The following is a 16,357-nucleotide window of genomic DNA, read 5'->3' on the forward strand; positions in this document are numbered from 1 at the left end:
GTTTATAATGGTCTTTGGAAGTTAATTTATTACATATTGGTAGTGTATAAGACTTAGGTCTTAGAAACTATCAAGAGGAGGAAACTATGAACTGGCTTAACTTTATTGTTAAGAGAAAAATTTTAGTAGGCTTGATGGTTGTATTTGTTCTTATTCTTGGATACTACTCAATTTTGAAACTAGATAAAGAGCTTTTGCCATCGGTACAATTTGATGGTGCTTTTGTTGAAATCGGGGCAGGTGAAATGGCTGCTATAGAGGTAGAGCGAACGATAACTACACCTTTAGAAAGTCAGATACAGTCAATTGAGGGGGTTGAAGGTGTCAGCTCTACAACAAATATTGGCAGAACCTCGATTCAAGTCATGTTTGAACGTGGGCGTGGAGAAGAGCTTTTTAAAGAAGTAGAATCTATTGTTAATTCAACAACAGCAAGTATACCAAGTGTTAAAGATGTATTTGCTGGTCAAATTGGAACAAGTCAAAGTTACGAATTTTTTATGGATGTCTCCGGTGGCAGTATGGAAGAGATGACAGCTTTTGCGAAAGATGTGATCGAACCAAGGCTTGAAGCATTACCGGAAGTACGTGATGTGTTGCTTTCAGGTTTAGTTGAAAATGAAGTTTCAATTGAATTTAGCCGTGAGAAAATGCTTGAAAAAGGTCTAGATATTACCTATGTAATCGGTGCTATACAACAAGGTAACAGTGAAGCAACTTTAGGTGAATTGAGTGGAGATAAAGACTCGCCTTCGTTACGCTGGAATACGAAACTAGAAACTATCGAGGATGTAAAAAACATTAAAATCCCAACACAAACAGGTTTTATTAACTTAGAGGAAGTCGCGGAAGTGTCACTTGTTCCTTTAGAAAACTCGTCTTCTGTTTGGAAAAATGGATCAAAGGATTTTATCTTTATCCAAGTGGGGCGTAGCTCTGAGTATACCCAAATTGAAATGGCAGAAGCGATTCGGGCTGAAATCCAACAAATTAGAGATGAAGATGTTATTACTGGCTTTGAATTAACAGAAATGGTTGCACAAGCAGATTATGTCAAGGAATCTATTGATGGAGTAACAAGCAATATTCTTATTGGTGGTATTATTGCGGTTGTGATTTTATTGTTATTCCTTCGAAACATTAGAGCAACATTTATAGTAGGACTGACAATTCCAACATCTGTTTTACTAACTTTCTCTGCGATGTGGATCTTCGACTACAGCTTTAACCTTTTAACCCTTATTGGACTTGGGTTAGGTATAGGAATGATGGTTGACTCTGCCATTGTAATTTTAGAGTCGATCTATCGTAAAAAAGAACAAGGGTTAGATAAATTTGCAGCAGTGATTGAAGGGACAAAAGAGGTAGCAACTGCAGTTATTGCCTCTATGCTAACTACGATTGTTGTTTTTCTTCCAATAGGATTATTAGGTGGAGAAATGGGAACCTTCATGATTATGCTATCGGCTGTAGTAGCAATTACATTAATTAGCTCAGTAGTTGTATCATTTACGCTAATCCCATCCTTGTCAGAAAACTTTTTAAAGCTTGGAAAGAAAAAGAAGGAAAAGAAAACAGGTCCATTGTTACGTTCATATAGTCGCATTGTTTCTTGGGCTGTTAAGAAAAAGCGTTATAGCTTTGCAGTTATTGGATTATTTTTCTTAATGTTTGCTGGATCACTTGCACTCGTTACGAAAATTCCAATGACGATAATGCCAGATATGTTAAATCGCTATGCAGAGGTTATGGTTACTGTGGAAACAGGATTATCAACTGAAGAAAAAGAAGAATTAATCTCCGAGATGAATGAAACGCTATCTCAGGTTCAGGATGTAGAAACAAACTATGTTATGGATATGGGAACAATGCTTTACACTATCATTAATATGACGAAGGGCGAAGAGATTACCCGAGAGCAAAAAGAAGTGAACGAGGAAATTATGCGTTCTTTACGTGAGTTAAAAGAGAATTTTCCACTTAAAGACGCACAGGCTGCAATGTCAGCTGGAGGAGGTTCTCCAGTTCAAGTGAATATCTCTGGTGATAGCTTTGAAGAACTTCAAGCGATCGCTGATGATTTTATAAGTGAATTAAGTGATATTGAGGGAATCGTAGCGGTTAATAATTCAATCGAACGTACGTCAGTTGAACAAGTGATTGAATTAAAAACAAGTGAAATTGAAAAAGCGGGTCTAACTCAGCCACAAATTAAACAATTTATTGAGCAAAGCTTTCTACAAATGCCTTTAGGTGAAATGACGATTAATGAAGAAAATGTACCAATGATGGTTAAATGGGATGAGAAAGTTGAGAAGCAAACAGAACTATTAGACTTAAAAGTTCCAACACCTAGTGGTGAAAAGTCATTAGCAACATTCATTGAGTTAAAAAGTGTAAATACGCCGAATCAGATTACACACAATGATGGAGAGCGATTTATTTCCATTTCAGCTGATATTGAAGGGAAAGACCTAGGAGCAATCAATCGCGAGGTTTCTAAACTGATTGAAGACTTCAATGCTCCGTCGGGGTACACAGTATCAGTTGCTGGTGACCTAGAGGCGCAGCAAGAATTAATGAAAGAGATGTTATTAGTTTTAGGCCTTGCGATTTTCTTAGTATACTTTGTTATGGCTGTTCAGTTTAATCACTTAATCCATCCAATTGTTGTTATGTCTGTTATTCCAATGACAATTGTCGGTGTCATTTTGGGGTTAGTTATCACAGGTCGTGAGTTAAGTATTATGTCAGGAATGGGTGTAATTATGTTAATTGGTATTGTATTAAACAATGCTATCCTACTGATAGACCGAACAAATCAACTTAGACGTGAAGGATATTCAGTATCAGATGCGCTTGTTGAAGCAGGTGAAAATCGTATTCGTCCAATATTAATGACAACATTAACAACGGTTGGTGGAATGTTACCTTTAGCACTAGCTTCAGGAACTTCTGGTAACTATCAAGCACCAATGGCAACTGTTATCATTTCTGGGTTACTGTTTGCAACCTTGATAACACTAGTGCTAATCCCAGCATCTTATCGTCTATTCGATTCTTTAGGGAAAATCGGTAAAGGTCGTCGTAAAAAAGAAAAGGTTTCAACTGAAGAGGTAGCTGAACAAGCAAGTTAGACGTATCAAAGAATGTTTACCCTCCTTTCAATTTTGAGAGGAGGGTTGTTTATTATCTTTACGATTCGACTTATCTTCCATTGATAACATAAAGATAGAAACAACTAAAACACTGGCTCCAACTGTATTTTGCACCGTTATTTCAATCGGAAAGAAAGGAAACGAAATGACCGCTAAAAGCAAGGGGTTAAATGCTCTTGAGACAATCGTTAAAGAAAGAAAAAATAAATACCACCTTAATCAGTAAAGATGGCAGCAGTGTTTTCGAGTACTACAAAAATTCAAAGCAAAAAGAAAAGCTAAATTAATAAACAATAAATTAGCGCTAAGAATAAAGTTCTTAGCGCTTTGGAATATTATATTCGTTTATGCACTATCCTTCGTTTGAACTCGCAATTTATTTTGCCTCTTAAATAGTGTCCATTTCTTCGTATTCGTTCCTACATACACCCCGGTAAGCACACATACTGCACCAATCCCATGAGCAAAGGTGAAGGATTCCCCTAAAAATACCGTTGCCATAATAACTGCAGATACAGGCATTACATTGATAAAAATAGAAGCCTTTGCTGCACCAACTTCTTTAATTCCTTGATAATACATGATAAAGGAAACAACTGTTACAAATACACTCATATGTGCGATGGCTACCCAGGCATCCCATGTAGCCAACTGAACATCCTGCCAGGTGGTTTCGAATAAGGCAAAGGGTAGTAAGAATAATGTACCAAAAGCAACTGCATAGGTTGTCGATTCAACCGAAGTATATTTTTTCAACACGATTTTTCCAACAACACTATATAATGCCCAACTTACAACTGCGCCTAGTAAAATCCAGTCAATAGGCTCGAAGCCAAGTTGAAAAAGTGTCAATAGGTGGCCATTTGTAATAATGAAGGCTACACCCGTTAACGCAATGATCATTCCAATTATATTATTTTTCGTAATTTTCTCTTTTAAAAATAAACCTGATAGAAGAACAATTAAAACTGGATTAGAAGCGATAAATAAGGAACTTTTTATCACTGGAGCATGCTTGCTTGCCAGAAAGAAACATATATTATAAATGGCAATACCTGTTAGACCCAGGATTGCAAATAGTCCGTAATCCTTAAGTGTGGGTTTCGTGTGGTTCTTTACCATGATCCACATAATAGGAAAGAGTAGAATAGCAGCTCCAAAGAATCGTAAAAAAGCAACCGTTGCTGGTTCAAAGCTTAACACTGCATATTTTCCCGCAATAAAAGCACTTCCCCACGTGGATGTTGCTAAAGCAAGCATCCCATAAATCAGCCAAACCTTTTTGTTCATGACGTTCCCTTCTATCCTTGTAGTTTTGTGTGAATGTATTGTAACATGTTTCGATTAGCGAAACATTATGATTTCACATATTTTTATAGATTTATTTTGGAAATATTGTTCTAAGAAATTGTTGACATGTTAAAATTAGGTAATTTCATGGAAGAGGTGTAAGGATGAATAAAAAGATGTGGGTATCTTGTGGTATCGCAATAATAGCCCTTTTTGCATTTATAAATATAAATCATATCTATATTGCGATCGCTAAACCATGGGTATTTCCTTATCCTCCATCTGAGGCAATAAAAAATGATGATGTTATTTTTTATGAAGAAGTTCCAGAAGTAAATAGCGAATTAGTTCATCAGTTTGTTGAGTCGTTCGAAAACAGTTGGCGAGCTAAAATAACACTTACCTATTATGAGGAAGAACCAGGACTATTTTCAAGGTATTTTATTACAACCCCAATTAAAAGGTATTTCTTAGAATATAGCGAAGAGAATCAAATCACATTAACTGATGTTTCTACTGATATGATCTTTGAAATGAAATTTCAAGATATAGAGGTACTTTATAAAAATGGTTTTATACTATACAGATTAATAAACGAAATGAATGGTGACTACTTTGATGTAGTTACTATTCCATCTTTACAATAAAATTTACTATTTTTTATTTAGAAATTTTTGGTATTATTAAAAATATCAGGGAGTTGTGAGAGGAGAAAAACAATTGAAATGGGTAAAAAACTAGGCTTTGCTATTATTCTATTATTAGCGTTTGTTTTATCAATTTCTGCAGTCGTGCGTTATTTTGTCTTAGATCCAGTTGAAACCAATGCCATTCTTATCCGTGAAGGAATGGAAATGTTTGCAATGAATCATCAACTATGGAACATTGCCTTGTATATTCATATTTTAACAGCTTTTTTACCTTTGATTATTGGTCCTTTTTTATTTGTAAAAAAGTTACGTAACAAGTATTTACAGGGCCATAGGTATGCAGGAAAAGTGTATGTTGTAATGATTATAATAAGCTCTCTAGTCGGGATATATTTAGCATTTTACGCACATGGCGGAATTTTAGCCATACTTGGATTTTTATGCTTAGACATACTCTGGTTTTATACAACATGGAAAGCTTATAAGTATATTCGCAATAAACAACAAAGCCTCCACGAGGAATGGATGTATCGAAGCTATGCAATGACATTTGCTGCTCTAACATTTCGAATGTGGTCAGCAATTGTCGGATATTCATTAGATAATTTTACAGTCGGGTATGTAGCAGCCATATGGCTCAGTTGGGTTGGAAATCTAGTAGCAATAGAGATTTGGATTCGCTTTAAGCTACGTAAAGGAACAAACATATCTGGTAAAGTTACTACAAAAATGGTTTAAAACGAAGCAGTGAAGTCCTACTATGGGATTCACTGCTTTTTCGTGAAAAGGACTAGTTTTCTATCAATGTTAAAAAATATTCCAGTATTGTGAAAAAAGTACTAGATTTCACTATATTAACAGTTATAATAGTATTTGGTGTTTATGAAAGCCTTTTCATAATTAAGGAGGAAAATAAAATGACAATGATTCGCACACTTAATCTAAAAGATTATACTTATGGAAATTCAGATCAACGCAAAATCTTTGCTGAAGAGTTTGTTGCTGGCCTAAAAGAAACTGGATTTATCATTTTAGAAGGACACGGAGTAGATCCTAATCTAATTGAGAAAAACTATGACATGTGGCGTAAGTTTTATGCTTTAGACACAGACACGAAGAAGAAGTATGAAAGTGTTCTTGGAGGAGCTCGTGGTTATACTGGTTTTGGGAAAGAGCATGCGAAAAACCGTACAGTTGGAGATTTAAAAGAATTCTTCCATATTGGACAAGAACTACCTGTTGGTCACCCATTAGCAGGTGAATACCCAGCAAACATCTGGCCAGAAGAAGTAGAAGATTTACGTAAAAATGGCTTAAACTTCTACCGTGAATTAGAGCGTGTTGCTCGTAATATGTTAGAAGCACTTGCGCTTGATATGGATCTTCGTTTAGACTTCTTCTCAGACATGATTAAAGACGGAAACAGTGTACTACGTGCAATTCACTATCCTGCATTAGATGATTCGATGGATCCAAATGCAATCCGTGCTGGTGAGCATGAAGATATTAACTTAATTACTCTTTTAGTAGAGTCAACTGCTTCAGGTCTTCAATTACTAACTCGTGAAGGCGAATGGATGGATGTAAAAGCTGAAAAAGGTCAAATCATCGTTGACGCTGGGGACATGCTTTCAAGAATTACAAATGAAGTAATTCCAGCTACAACACACCGTGTAGTAAATCCAAAAGGCGAGAATACTTCACGTTTCTCAATGCCTTTCTTTGTACATCCTTACAGCAGTTACTTATTAGAAACAATTCCTTCTTGTGTGTCGGCTGAAAACCCTGAGAAATACCCTGCAATTACAGCTGGTGATTTCTTATACCAACGTTTAGTTGAAATTGGATTGATTAAAAAGTAAGTTTTGAAGAGAAAGACCAGCTCCTGTATTGTAGGGGCTGGTCTTTTTTATAGTTTAATAGTGGTCTTCTAATTAGTTTGGAGTATTAGCGTACTCAGAAGCCGTTATTTGGCAGAAAAGTAGTGTTTCTAAAGGCTTTGCGGACTCAGAGGCCTTTAATGAGGGATGATGACCTTTTTTTGGTGTGTTTTATCGCAAATAACGGCTTCTGAGTCCGGAAAGTCTTCAAAAAGGGGCTTTCTTGGGGAAATAACGGCCTGTCAGTCCGCAAAATTGTGTATAATTTTGTTAGAAGATTCAGGTGGAGGAGAAGAAGGAATGGAATCGATTAAAATCAATGAGCTGCCTATAGAAATTACGGAAATGGTAGGAGCGTTATCTGAGATAGCATTTCCTAAACAGGGATATACCTCAGATGTGGGAATAGTGAAAGCGCTGAATAGTGAAAAGTTTGTTATAAAAAGATCAAAGGGAGAGCAGTTTTGTAATTGGTTGAAGCGGGAGGCATTTGTGCTTAAGTGCCTAAAAGATGCAAATTTACCAGTTCCTAGACTCTTAAAGTTTGTTGAGGGAAACGGTGAGTCGTGGATGTTGACTCAATTTATGGAAGGACAAACATTACGAAGCTATTTGTTGAATGAACAGAATGAGATAAAGCGACATGAAGTCATTTATCAATTTGGGAAGGTTTTAAAAGAGATTCACTCGACTCCTTGTCCTTCGGAGTTGAAGGGGGAAGGTTTGTGGCTAGATCAGATGCTAGAAACAGCAGAATATAACTTGCTACATTATGAAACAGATGGAAATGCTAAGCTCTTGCAGAGGTTGAAGGAGAAGAAGCCAGTATCTGTCAAGCAAGCCTTGATCCATGGTGATTTTACGATTGATAATGTTCTAGTCAAGGAGGGTCTAATTTCTGCAGTTATTGATTGGAACGGGGGAGCTTTCGGTGATCCGCGCTATGATGCGGCCTTAGCAATCCGTCCTAAACAAAATGCATTCGAAAATGAGAGTGATAGAGTGGTATTTTTTGAAGGATATGGTGGAAAACGTATAACAGAGTCTGAATTTACGTATTTTGAGGATGGATTATATAATTTCTTCTGAGATGTGAAGATGAAAAATATCCAATAAAAGGGAATACTTAACGATTGAGGTCATTTACTTAACTAAGGCAGAAAAATACTTAAATAAAATCATACAATACTTACCTAAATCATAGATATACTTAACTAAAATGTGAAAATACTTAATTTCTTCCTATTTAGAATAAATACATAAACATGATATGATAGATAAAAAAGGAGCGGAAACCGTGAGATTACATCAGAAACTATTATTACTAGTCGCACTATTAGTCCTCATCCTACCTACGAAATCATTAGCAACCGATTGGGAGTATCCGTTTGTTGTATGGGAAGGATATATCTATGAAGTAACAGATGAGTATGTAACAGATGTAGATATAGAAGTTGGTGAAGTAACAGCTTATTCCGATATGGAACAGCTTTCAGGTAATTTTTCAAATACATATGAAGTTGGGACCAAATATTACACGATAAAAGGTGAAAGTTCGGATGAAGTAATCGCTGTTGAAGAAATTGATGGAAAATATGTGAAAGCTGTTAAAATTGGTGAGTATAGTATTGCGAGTGGTTTTCAAGGGATGTTTAATGGTCAAGTGGGAATTGTACCAATCATAATCATAGGTGGATTTATTGCTTTATTCATTTTCTATGAACGGAAATTGAAGAGAATCAGAGAGTAACAGAGGACCATTCAAAGAGGTCCTTTTCTTTTTGAAAATTTTTTTAAAAGAAGTGAAATTATTAGATAGCTAAACTCGTTATACAGTATGAAACAAACAAAAGCACTCATGATGAGCGCTAAATAAACGAGACATGCGCATGATCGTTTAAGGAGGTCAATATGGAAGAGGAGATTCAATGGATCCAGTCCATTTTAGCTGGAAACAAACAAGCCTACGCACACATTATTAATAAATATAAAAACCAACTTTATGCCACTATCTTACGGATGACAAGAAATCCACATGATGCCCAGGATTTAGTCCAGGAGGCATTTGTGAAAGTATATCACCAACTTGATAAATATGAGGGAAAAGGATCTTTCTCTAGTTGGATATATCGGGTAACGATTAATTACTGTATGGATGAGTTTCGCAAAAAACGCTATAAGATGAAGCAGGTTGATATTGGGGAGGAAACTCTTTTGAATCCGAATCACCCTGAAGTTATTTTTCTAAAAAAAGAAGAGCAACGTCAACTTGAGAAGTTAATTCAAACTCTACCAGAAGATGAGAGACTAATACTTCTATTACGTTATGTGAATGAGCTAAGTTATCACGAAATAAGTGAGCTTGTGGAGATACCTCTCTCCCAGGTGCGTAATAAGCTTCATCGAGCCAAGAAAAAAATGAGAGATTCAGTTAAACAAGAAGGGGGCTATTTTCATGATGAAATGTTGGGCAGCAGATAAGCTTTCACAATATGTAGATCATATGTTAGATAATAAAGAAACAAGTGAAGTAGACTCACACCTTATTACTTGTTCAAAGTGTAAAGAAATCGTAGAGGCATATCAAAACGAAGCAAGTTTTTTAAAAGATACATTACAAACACCAGAACTACCACCGAATTTCACAGATCTTGTTCTTGGTGAATTAGAGCCTTATGAATCGAAGGTGATTCGAACAAATAGGACCCCGTGGAAAAAGCTGACCCTCAGCGCAGCAGGTATTGTATTAGTGTTAGGGTTGAGTTCAACATTCCATTCAGGTTTTGCAGAGTGGCTTGGTGGTCTTTTTACAACACAACAGGTGGATGAAGGACTTAGAAGAGCAGCTGATACTGGTTTTGTCGAGCGTGTTAATCAAGAGGTAAAAGACCAGGGACTTACGCTAAAAGTTGAGGACGTAATAGCCGATTCTTCCCGAATTGCGCTGTCCTATCAAGTGCTTGATGAAAGTGGAAAGGCACAAGATACGTACCTAAATCTAGGGGAAGCTGAAATTTATGCAAAGGACGAACAAGGTAACCGTTTGGATAATGTAGGAATGGGATGGTCACATGGTAATGAATATGGCTTAATTGAATTTTCACTACAAGAAAGGCATCAATTAGAAAAGTTCACACTAACATTAGCAGTTAAAGAGCTAAAAGGTGTGAAAGGCAATTGGAACTTAGAATTTCCTGTTGATTTAACAGCTAGCCTTAAAGCCACTCAAACGATTCCATTAGATCATGCATCACATAGTCTACATGGCGTAGAGATTGAGATGAAGGAAGCAAGGTTTGCACCATCAACAACAGAGATTGTGTATGAAACTTCTTTTTCAAAAGAAGAACTAGCTCAGATTAAAAAAGAAATAAAGGGATTTGAAAAGACATTTGGTAAAGATGTTGTGAAACGTCTAGGAAGACAATATGATACGAGCATCCAATATCGTATTAAAGATTCTACGAATGAGACTATTGCCTCACATAATACATTTGCAGATCATCAAGGACATAAAAGTGATAATGGGATGATACAATTATCGGGACAGAATAAGATGCAACTTGGACATATCTCTTGGGTTGATTCATTTGTTCCACAAAAGGCTGAGTCTGATTTGCAGCTTATTGTTGACGGTGTCATGAAGACCGTTCCATCTGACTTTTCAATCAAAATTAAACCAAAGGATATTGCTAAAAATCCAGTCTCGTTTGAATACGAAGGGAATTATGTAAAGATTCATAAGGCTAGGAAGCAGAACGAATATTCTTTAGAGAAGTCACTGCCTCCAATCTCCAAAGAAACGATGTTTATGATTCAGATGGAGGGAGGAAAAGAACAGCTTGCCTCTGACCCTGGAGTTTGGTTAGCAGTAGATAATAACGGCAAGGTGTATGAAACGTCGATGAGTGGTTCCATATTAGATGAAAAAGATGAGTTCGGACGTTATAAGACAACAATTGAACTAACTATAAATGATATTGAGGAAGTGCCAGAAGAGCTTACACTTCATTTAGTATCTGTGACTCGTTATGTTAAGGTTGACGAGCAATGGGAAGTAAAGCTTAAATAATAGTCACATTAAAAGCCGGCTTGGATAGGTAAATCCAGCCGGTTTTCCTTATACTATACTATTTGAATGTTTTTCTTTTCTGTTCACCCACTAAGAAAAATGCAGTTATCCAAGAAGTAATTGGTATAACCATCGTTACCGCGATTCCAGCACAAAGGATGGTGATCATCTCTGCACTAAATATTTTTGAATTCACAATTTCACCTAGAGAATAACTTAAAATCTTAAACCAGATTAGTAATCCTAAGTACCCACCAAAGAAGGCGAAAAATAATGTGTTGGTACTCGTTCCGAGAATATCCCTTCCAATGCTTAGTCCTGAAGCGAATAAATCTTTTCTGCTAATCAATGGATGATGGTAATGTATCTCACGCATTGGTGATGAAATAGCAATGGCTGTATCCGTAATTGCACCTATTGTGCTCATGATAATAACGGAGGAAGCAATTTTCACAAAATCTATTCCAATATAAAGGGAAAACATACTAAGTTCTGTAATTTCTTCTTCTCCAAATCCTTGAATCATTGCCTTCTCGGTGATAATGACAATGAAAAAAAGTAATATGCTAGTGGTGATAATTGTAGAGATAAAGGCAGTCTTTGTTTTACTGTTAAATCCATTTATATAAAAAAGATTAATACAGCTTATAATTGTGCATGCAACTAAGGTTAAGATAATCAGATTAACATCTGGGTCATTCATGATGAAAATGATAACGATAAGCACAGAAAAATTGAAGAATATTGCTAAAAAGGATCGTACCCCTTTTTTTCCACCAATTAAGGTCATTAAAATAAATAAAATGGCTGATAACAAAATTAAGGTATTCATTCTCTACCCCTCTTTCTTTGCACGAAAAATAGAGTCGTGTATAGACCTATTGGGATCGTTAATACAATACCAATACCACCAGCGAGAGCGCGTGCCAATTCTAATGAAAGAGTCATTGAAAGTGTAAAGCCAAACTGTGAGTCATTTTTTAAATAAAGAAGTATAAGTGGAATTGAGCCACTAATATAGACAAAAAACAAAATATTTGTCATCGTACCCATGATGTCTTTTCCGATTTCCATACCAGACTTTTTTAGTGCTTGTAGGGATATGTTGTTATTCTTTTCATACAACCCAAAAATAGAAGAAGACATGGTAATGGCAACATCCATAACGGCTCCTAAAGATCCTACAAGTAATCCAGCCATAAACAACATGTGGTAAGGACGGGTAGAAAATTGCATCTCTTCATATCGCAGTCCACTCTCAGCTGTAAATAAAATAACCAGATAAGCAATTAACAGTGAACTAAATGTGCCTATCAGAGTTGCCAAAATAGCTGCATAGGTTTTTTCATTAACGCCGTTAACGAGTAATAGTGAAATGACGGTAAACAATATTGCACTTACACTACATATCAATACGAGATTCATTCCAGAGTTATTGATGTATATATCCAATGCATACCACAATAAAACAGCATTTACAGCCAAACTTATAATGGAAAGTAATCCTTGCTTTTTCCCAACGATAATTAAAATAAAGATGAAAATCCATGCAACAAGTAATACATATGTATCGCGTTTAACATCTTCTATAGATCCAGTTAATTCTGTATTTACTTTATCGTTAATTGATACAAACAGTTTGTGCCCAACCTTAAATTCATGGTCATAGGCCTTAGAAGTTGAAAACTGATTTGTTAAATGAATTAGGTTCCCTTTTTCTTCACCATTTTTTAGCACTGCTATTAATGTTTGTGTGAATAGATGATCCTCATTATCGAAATGATCAATGATTTCAGTTGTTTCTATTAGTTCTGTATTAATAATCTCTGCTATTGGTCGGTCGTAGTATGAGTAATTGTGGTTAACAAAAAGAATGGAGCCAATAAATAAAAGTAGTAATACGATGTATAAGAAGAATTGTGTTTTAGTTATCTTATTTAAAATGCTTACAATCATATTCAAAATAAACCCCCAATAAGTAAGACTATTACATAATACCACCAATTGAAATACTTATACTATTTCGTCTCATATCCCTGATTAATCAGGCCAAACTCAACTTTTTCCATCCAAACTACACGATGATAGATCAAAACTAAACATAAATCGGGCTAAATCCGTGAATAATCGGGCTAAACTCGCGATAAATCGGGCCATTCGACCTCTTAGGGTATACCCACCTTTGAATACTAACACTTTTCTAGCAAATTTTGGGTATCAAAAAAAAATACCCCATTCCATCCCGAAAAAAGTATAATTATAGTATTGAACTGAAAGGGGATAGACTGTGAAACATAAGATATTCTCACTTATACTATTAATGATAGTACTTGTTCTAGCGGGGTGCAAAGAGCAACCGATTGTGCAAGCACCAGCAGGGTTTCATATAATAAAAGCTCCAATTGAGAGAACACCATTTACTGTTCCTATTGATTGGATTACCATAGATATCGTAGATGAAATTGTTGAAGAGATTGATAGTGAGCCTATTAAACATGTAGATGAGAAGGTTGTATACCTAACTTTCGATGATGGACCAAGTAAACAAACAGAACAGATTTTACAAATCCTTGCTGACTATGATGCCAAGGCTACATTTTTTTATCTTGTCCCAAATATGATTGAGTTTCCAGACAAAGTGAGAGAAGTAGCAATGAACCATACAATTGGCCATCATGGTGTTAGTCATAACAAAGAAATCATTTATCGTTCAGCTTCTTCAGTTGTCGAGGAAATGATGGAGGGCCAAGATTATCTTTATGAATTAACCGGAATTTCATCCAACTTAATAAGAGCACCTTTTGGTAGTTCCCCATACATGGTGCCAGAGTACAAACAAGCGGTGAGGGATGCAGGATTTATTTTGTGGGATTGGACGATTGATAGCCGTGATTGGCAGTATCGTGATGGAAGATATATTGATGAAGTAATTACGCAATATGAAAAATTATCAAGTGACAAGCCAGTCGTTATTCTCCTTCATGAGCATATAGAAACGGTAGAACATTTACCTACCCTATTAAACTACTTTGCACAAAAAGGTTATACGTTTCGTTCACTGAATGAGTCGTTACCGGCTTATGTGAATCCTTACTAAAAACAAAAGCTACACTCCCTTATGAGAGTGTAGCTTTTTTTCCAAAATTATGTATGTTTAAATTAATTATACCATTATTATATCGGGGGCAAATTCGTATTTTGATACGGATGATTTTAAATAAAAGTAAAGTGGTTTAGATAAAGGAGTTGTTTATTTAATTGCAAAAAAAATTCAGGTGAATACACCTCACCTGAAAAAAGACTTAACATTCAAATAAACACACTCCTAATTTGATTATAAATGATAAAGACCTAGAAATCTAGTATTAGTAAAATTTTACATACGGTGGTATTGTAATAAAAGATTATACCGTATTTTACTAAGGAGATGCATAGATGAATAAAAATGGAGTGCGGCTATTACTAGGATTACTCTTGCTTATAGCTTCTGCAAAGCCTTTAATTGATATGATTAGGGAAGTGATTCTTGAAGAAAAGATAAATGATCGCTATGAATTACAACATTCATATGCAAAAGATGGCTGGCCCTCGATAATAGATACACCTGAGATTACAATAGGTAGTCAACATATAGGATTGGTTGAACAAAATACAGGGAAAAAGGCTCCACTTACACCATGGGACAAGAATGAAAAAGTACCCCCAGGTGATATTGTTACTATACAATTTGTTCTAAATGGAGAAGAAATTTCGACACCATCAGAGATTTGGCTTTCCAATCGTGATCGCGGAAGTCGCTACTTTTCCTGGATTGATATTCTAAAAGTAAAAGACCACCAAACCGGTGAAAATAGTATAGCCATCGTTCAAAGGGTTTCGGATGATGAAGTCCCAATGGAACAACGTGAATGGCGGATCTTTTATATCAATGAAGCAAGTGGTAAGTGGCGTGAGAAGAAAATTCAGTTTCAAAATCGTTCTGAAGATTTACTTGCTGTAAACCTTATTAACTTTTCAGGAACTAATCGATTGGCAATGGGTTATTATTCTGATATTTTGCATGCTTATCCAACGTATTTTTTCCCATTTCTGTATCCAGTGGGTTCTGGATTACTTGGAATGATACTAATACTAACCATCCTAACGAAGAGTTATCTCAAAAAAACGAATTTTTCGAAAAAACTTTTGAATCCGTTAAAATAGTATGTTATATTTTTCTAGAATAGTCTAGTAGAATAATAAATACATAAGGATTAGGTAGGGTGATTCGATGTCAGTAAGAGATGAATTACAATCATTAGTTGAAAAAATGAATACAAATCCGGAACATATCGAAAATGAAAAAGACAGAGTATATCAAGTGAATTTAGAAGAAAGCGGGCCTCTACAAATTGTTCTAACTAGTGGACGTGTTGAAGTAGTAGAAGGAACACCACATGAGGCAGAGGTAACACTTTTTCTAAATGAAAAGAACTTCTCGAAACTTTTAAAGGACGACCTAAATACGACGATGGCCTTTATGACAGGTGGCTTAAAGGTTGAAGGTAAGCTAGGGTTAGCTTTAAAGCTTCAGGAAATCGTAAAGTTATATCAATAAAAAAGACAGTGGCGATATTTCATGATGTGAGATATCGCATTTAATTTGGAGGAATAAGTCTCATTAAAATAAGTTGATGTTGTTCTCTTTTTTACGATATAATGAGATTACATTCAAAGGGGAGTAGCAATCACAATAAAGTCGTCATTTCAGGAAAAACATTCCTCGGCTTTGTTGGCAACATTTTGTTGTAAGCGAGACCTTTGCCAATTGCTTTGGTAAAGGTATGATGTAAAACGCTTTTACCAGGTAGTATGGGTAGAAGCGTTTTTTTTTTTGGCGCAGTTATGAGACAGTGTTTATTAACTAGTAGTGTTGGTTGTAGTGGAAGGACACGAGACTCCTGCGGGAGTAGCGGGACAGGTGAGACCCCACAGGAGCTGTGCTCCGAGGAGGCTCACCGCCCGCCCCGCGGAAAGCGAGTGTCCTGTAACGAAAATCAACACATAGTTTAAAAAAGCTTTGTTTTCATTAGCATATCTACAATGTAAGTAACATAAATGAAACTAATTAAGGTTTAAGAATGGGGGAGTTTTATGTTAAAGAAACTGTTAAAGATGTTTTTAAAACAACAATTACACAAAAACAAGCACCATAAGTACTCTAGCAGCGATTATAAAAAAATGAAGCACTTTGGTCATCCTTCAAAATACGGTAACCATTACTATAAGAAAAAAGGCAAATATAAATTTAGCTCGTTTAGTAGTTAA

The 16,357-nt window shown here is 35.7% G+C and carries 15 protein-coding genes; 12 read left to right on the forward strand and 3 right to left on the reverse strand.

From position 1 onward, the window contains the following. Positions 1-86: 86 nt before the first annotated feature. Entirely contained in the window at positions 87-3,137 is a 3,051-nt protein-coding gene (locus J2Z26_RS03720; protein ID WP_193538447.1) for an efflux RND transporter permease subunit, read from the forward strand. Between the two features lie 366 nt (positions 3,138-3,503). Here the strand turns inward: J2Z26_RS03720 and J2Z26_RS03725 are convergent, their stop codons facing one another. After that, entirely contained in the window at positions 3,504-4,448 is a 945-nt protein-coding gene (locus J2Z26_RS03725) for a DMT family transporter (RefSeq protein ID WP_193538449.1), read from the reverse strand. A gap of 164 nt (positions 4,449-4,612) precedes the next feature. Here J2Z26_RS03725 and J2Z26_RS03730 point away from each other — a divergent pair, with 164 nt between their 5' ends. The 7 genes from J2Z26_RS03730 (at position 4,613) to J2Z26_RS03760 (ending at position 11,050) form a co-directional block, all read left to right on the forward strand. Beyond that, positions 4,613-5,095 (forward strand): hypothetical protein, encoded by a 483-nt coding sequence (locus J2Z26_RS03730; protein WP_193538451.1) that lies wholly within the window; start codon positions 4,613-4,615, stop codon positions 5,093-5,095. Positions 5,096-5,173: 78 nt separating this feature from the next. Then, entirely contained in the window at positions 5,174-5,836 is a 663-nt protein-coding gene (locus J2Z26_RS03735) for a DUF2306 domain-containing protein (protein WP_193538453.1), read from the forward strand. Between the two features lie 179 nt (positions 5,837-6,015). Beyond that, on the forward strand, positions 6,016-6,960 hold the full coding sequence (locus J2Z26_RS03740; protein ID WP_193538455.1) for an isopenicillin N synthase family dioxygenase: 945 nt from the start codon (positions 6,016-6,018) through the stop codon (positions 6,958-6,960). Positions 6,961-7,278: 318 nt separating this feature from the next. Then, positions 7,279-8,067 (forward strand): phosphotransferase family protein, encoded by a 789-nt coding sequence (locus J2Z26_RS03745; RefSeq protein WP_193538551.1) that lies wholly within the window; start codon positions 7,279-7,281, stop codon positions 8,065-8,067. A gap of 208 nt (positions 8,068-8,275) precedes the next feature. Beyond that, the gene (locus J2Z26_RS03750) at positions 8,276-8,728 is read left to right on the forward strand and encodes a hypothetical protein (protein WP_193538457.1); all 453 of its coding nucleotides are present in this window, start codon (positions 8,276-8,278) and stop codon (positions 8,726-8,728) included. 161 nt (positions 8,729-8,889) lie between these two features. Then, the gene (locus J2Z26_RS03755) at positions 8,890-9,459 is read left to right on the forward strand and encodes an RNA polymerase sigma factor (protein ID WP_193538459.1); all 570 of its coding nucleotides are present in this window, start codon (positions 8,890-8,892) and stop codon (positions 9,457-9,459) included. Further along, a complete protein-coding gene (locus tag J2Z26_RS03760) occupies positions 9,434-11,050 on the forward strand; it encodes a DUF4179 domain-containing protein (protein WP_193538461.1) in 1,617 nt (538 codons plus the stop codon). The genes J2Z26_RS03755 and J2Z26_RS03760 overlap by 26 nt, the downstream gene beginning before the upstream one ends. Before the next feature lie 58 nt (positions 11,051-11,108). On the opposite strand, the gene J2Z26_RS03765 is transcribed toward J2Z26_RS03760, so the two are convergent. Together J2Z26_RS03765 and J2Z26_RS03770 are read right to left on the reverse strand one after the other, a co-directional pair. After that, complete coding sequence (locus tag J2Z26_RS03765; protein ID WP_193538463.1) at positions 11,109-11,882, reverse strand: YibE/F family protein; 774 nt, start codon at positions 11,880-11,882, stop codon at positions 11,109-11,111. After that, positions 11,879-13,006 carry a YibE/F family protein gene (locus J2Z26_RS03770; protein ID WP_193538553.1) on the reverse strand — a complete coding sequence of 376 codons (1,128 nt, stop codon included), beginning with the start codon at positions 13,004-13,006 and terminating at the stop codon, positions 11,879-11,881. The genes J2Z26_RS03765 and J2Z26_RS03770 overlap by 4 nt, the downstream gene beginning before the upstream one ends. 331 nt (positions 13,007-13,337) lie before the next feature. On the opposite strand from J2Z26_RS03770, the gene J2Z26_RS03775 reads away from it, so the two are divergent. From J2Z26_RS03775 to J2Z26_RS03790, 4 genes are all read left to right on the forward strand, one after another. Next, a complete protein-coding gene (locus tag J2Z26_RS03775; RefSeq protein ID WP_193538465.1) occupies positions 13,338-14,147 on the forward strand; it encodes a polysaccharide deacetylase family protein in 810 nt (269 codons plus the stop codon). Positions 14,148-14,485: 338 nt separating this feature from the next. After that, a complete protein-coding gene (locus J2Z26_RS03780; protein ID WP_193538467.1) occupies positions 14,486-15,253 on the forward strand; it encodes a hypothetical protein in 768 nt (255 codons plus the stop codon). Positions 15,254-15,320: 67 nt separating this feature from the next. Then, the gene (locus tag J2Z26_RS03785) at positions 15,321-15,647 is read left to right on the forward strand and encodes an SCP2 sterol-binding domain-containing protein (protein ID WP_193538469.1); all 327 of its coding nucleotides are present in this window, start codon (positions 15,321-15,323) and stop codon (positions 15,645-15,647) included. A 536-nt stretch (positions 15,648-16,183) separates the two neighbouring features. Beyond that, a complete protein-coding gene (locus J2Z26_RS03790) occupies positions 16,184-16,357 on the forward strand; it encodes a hypothetical protein (protein WP_193538471.1) in 174 nt (57 codons plus the stop codon).

Origin of the sequence: Cytobacillus luteolus, assembly GCF_017873715.1 — a bacterium.
In the GTDB taxonomy this organism is placed as follows: Bacteria; Bacillota; Bacilli; order Bacillales; family Bacillaceae_L; genus Bacillus_BV; species Bacillus_BV luteola.

Bases quoted from the DNA above. Each gene is read 5' to 3' on its own strand.
- J2Z26_RS03770 (WP_193538553.1), bottom strand. From the start codon at position 13,006: ATGATTGTAAGCATTTTAAATAAGATAACTAAAACACAATTCTTCTTA.
- J2Z26_RS03780 (WP_193538467.1), top strand. From the start codon at position 14,486: ATGAATAAAAATGGAGTGCGGCTATTACTAGGATTACTCTTGCTTATA.
- J2Z26_RS03765 (WP_193538463.1), bottom strand. From the start codon at position 11,882: ATGAATACCTTAATTTTGTTATCAGCCATTTTATTTATTTTAATGACC.
- J2Z26_RS03790 (WP_193538471.1), top strand. From the start codon at position 16,184: ATGTTAAAGAAACTGTTAAAGATGTTTTTAAAACAACAATTACACAAA.
- J2Z26_RS03720 (WP_193538447.1), top strand. From the start codon at position 87: ATGAACTGGCTTAACTTTATTGTTAAGAGAAAAATTTTAGTAGGCTTG.
- J2Z26_RS03755 (WP_193538459.1), top strand. From the start codon at position 8,890: ATGGAAGAGGAGATTCAATGGATCCAGTCCATTTTAGCTGGAAACAAA.
- J2Z26_RS03725 (WP_193538449.1), bottom strand. From the start codon at position 4,448: ATGAACAAAAAGGTTTGGCTGATTTATGGGATGCTTGCTTTAGCAACA.
- J2Z26_RS03735 (WP_193538453.1), top strand. From the start codon at position 5,174: ATGGGTAAAAAACTAGGCTTTGCTATTATTCTATTATTAGCGTTTGTT.
- J2Z26_RS03760 (WP_193538461.1), top strand. From the start codon at position 9,434: ATGATGAAATGTTGGGCAGCAGATAAGCTTTCACAATATGTAGATCAT.
- J2Z26_RS03745 (WP_193538551.1), top strand. From the start codon at position 7,279: ATGGAATCGATTAAAATCAATGAGCTGCCTATAGAAATTACGGAAATG.
- J2Z26_RS03785 (WP_193538469.1), top strand. From the start codon at position 15,321: ATGTCAGTAAGAGATGAATTACAATCATTAGTTGAAAAAATGAATACA.
- J2Z26_RS03740 (WP_193538455.1), top strand. From the start codon at position 6,016: ATGACAATGATTCGCACACTTAATCTAAAAGATTATACTTATGGAAAT.
- J2Z26_RS03730 (WP_193538451.1), top strand. From the start codon at position 4,613: ATGAATAAAAAGATGTGGGTATCTTGTGGTATCGCAATAATAGCCCTT.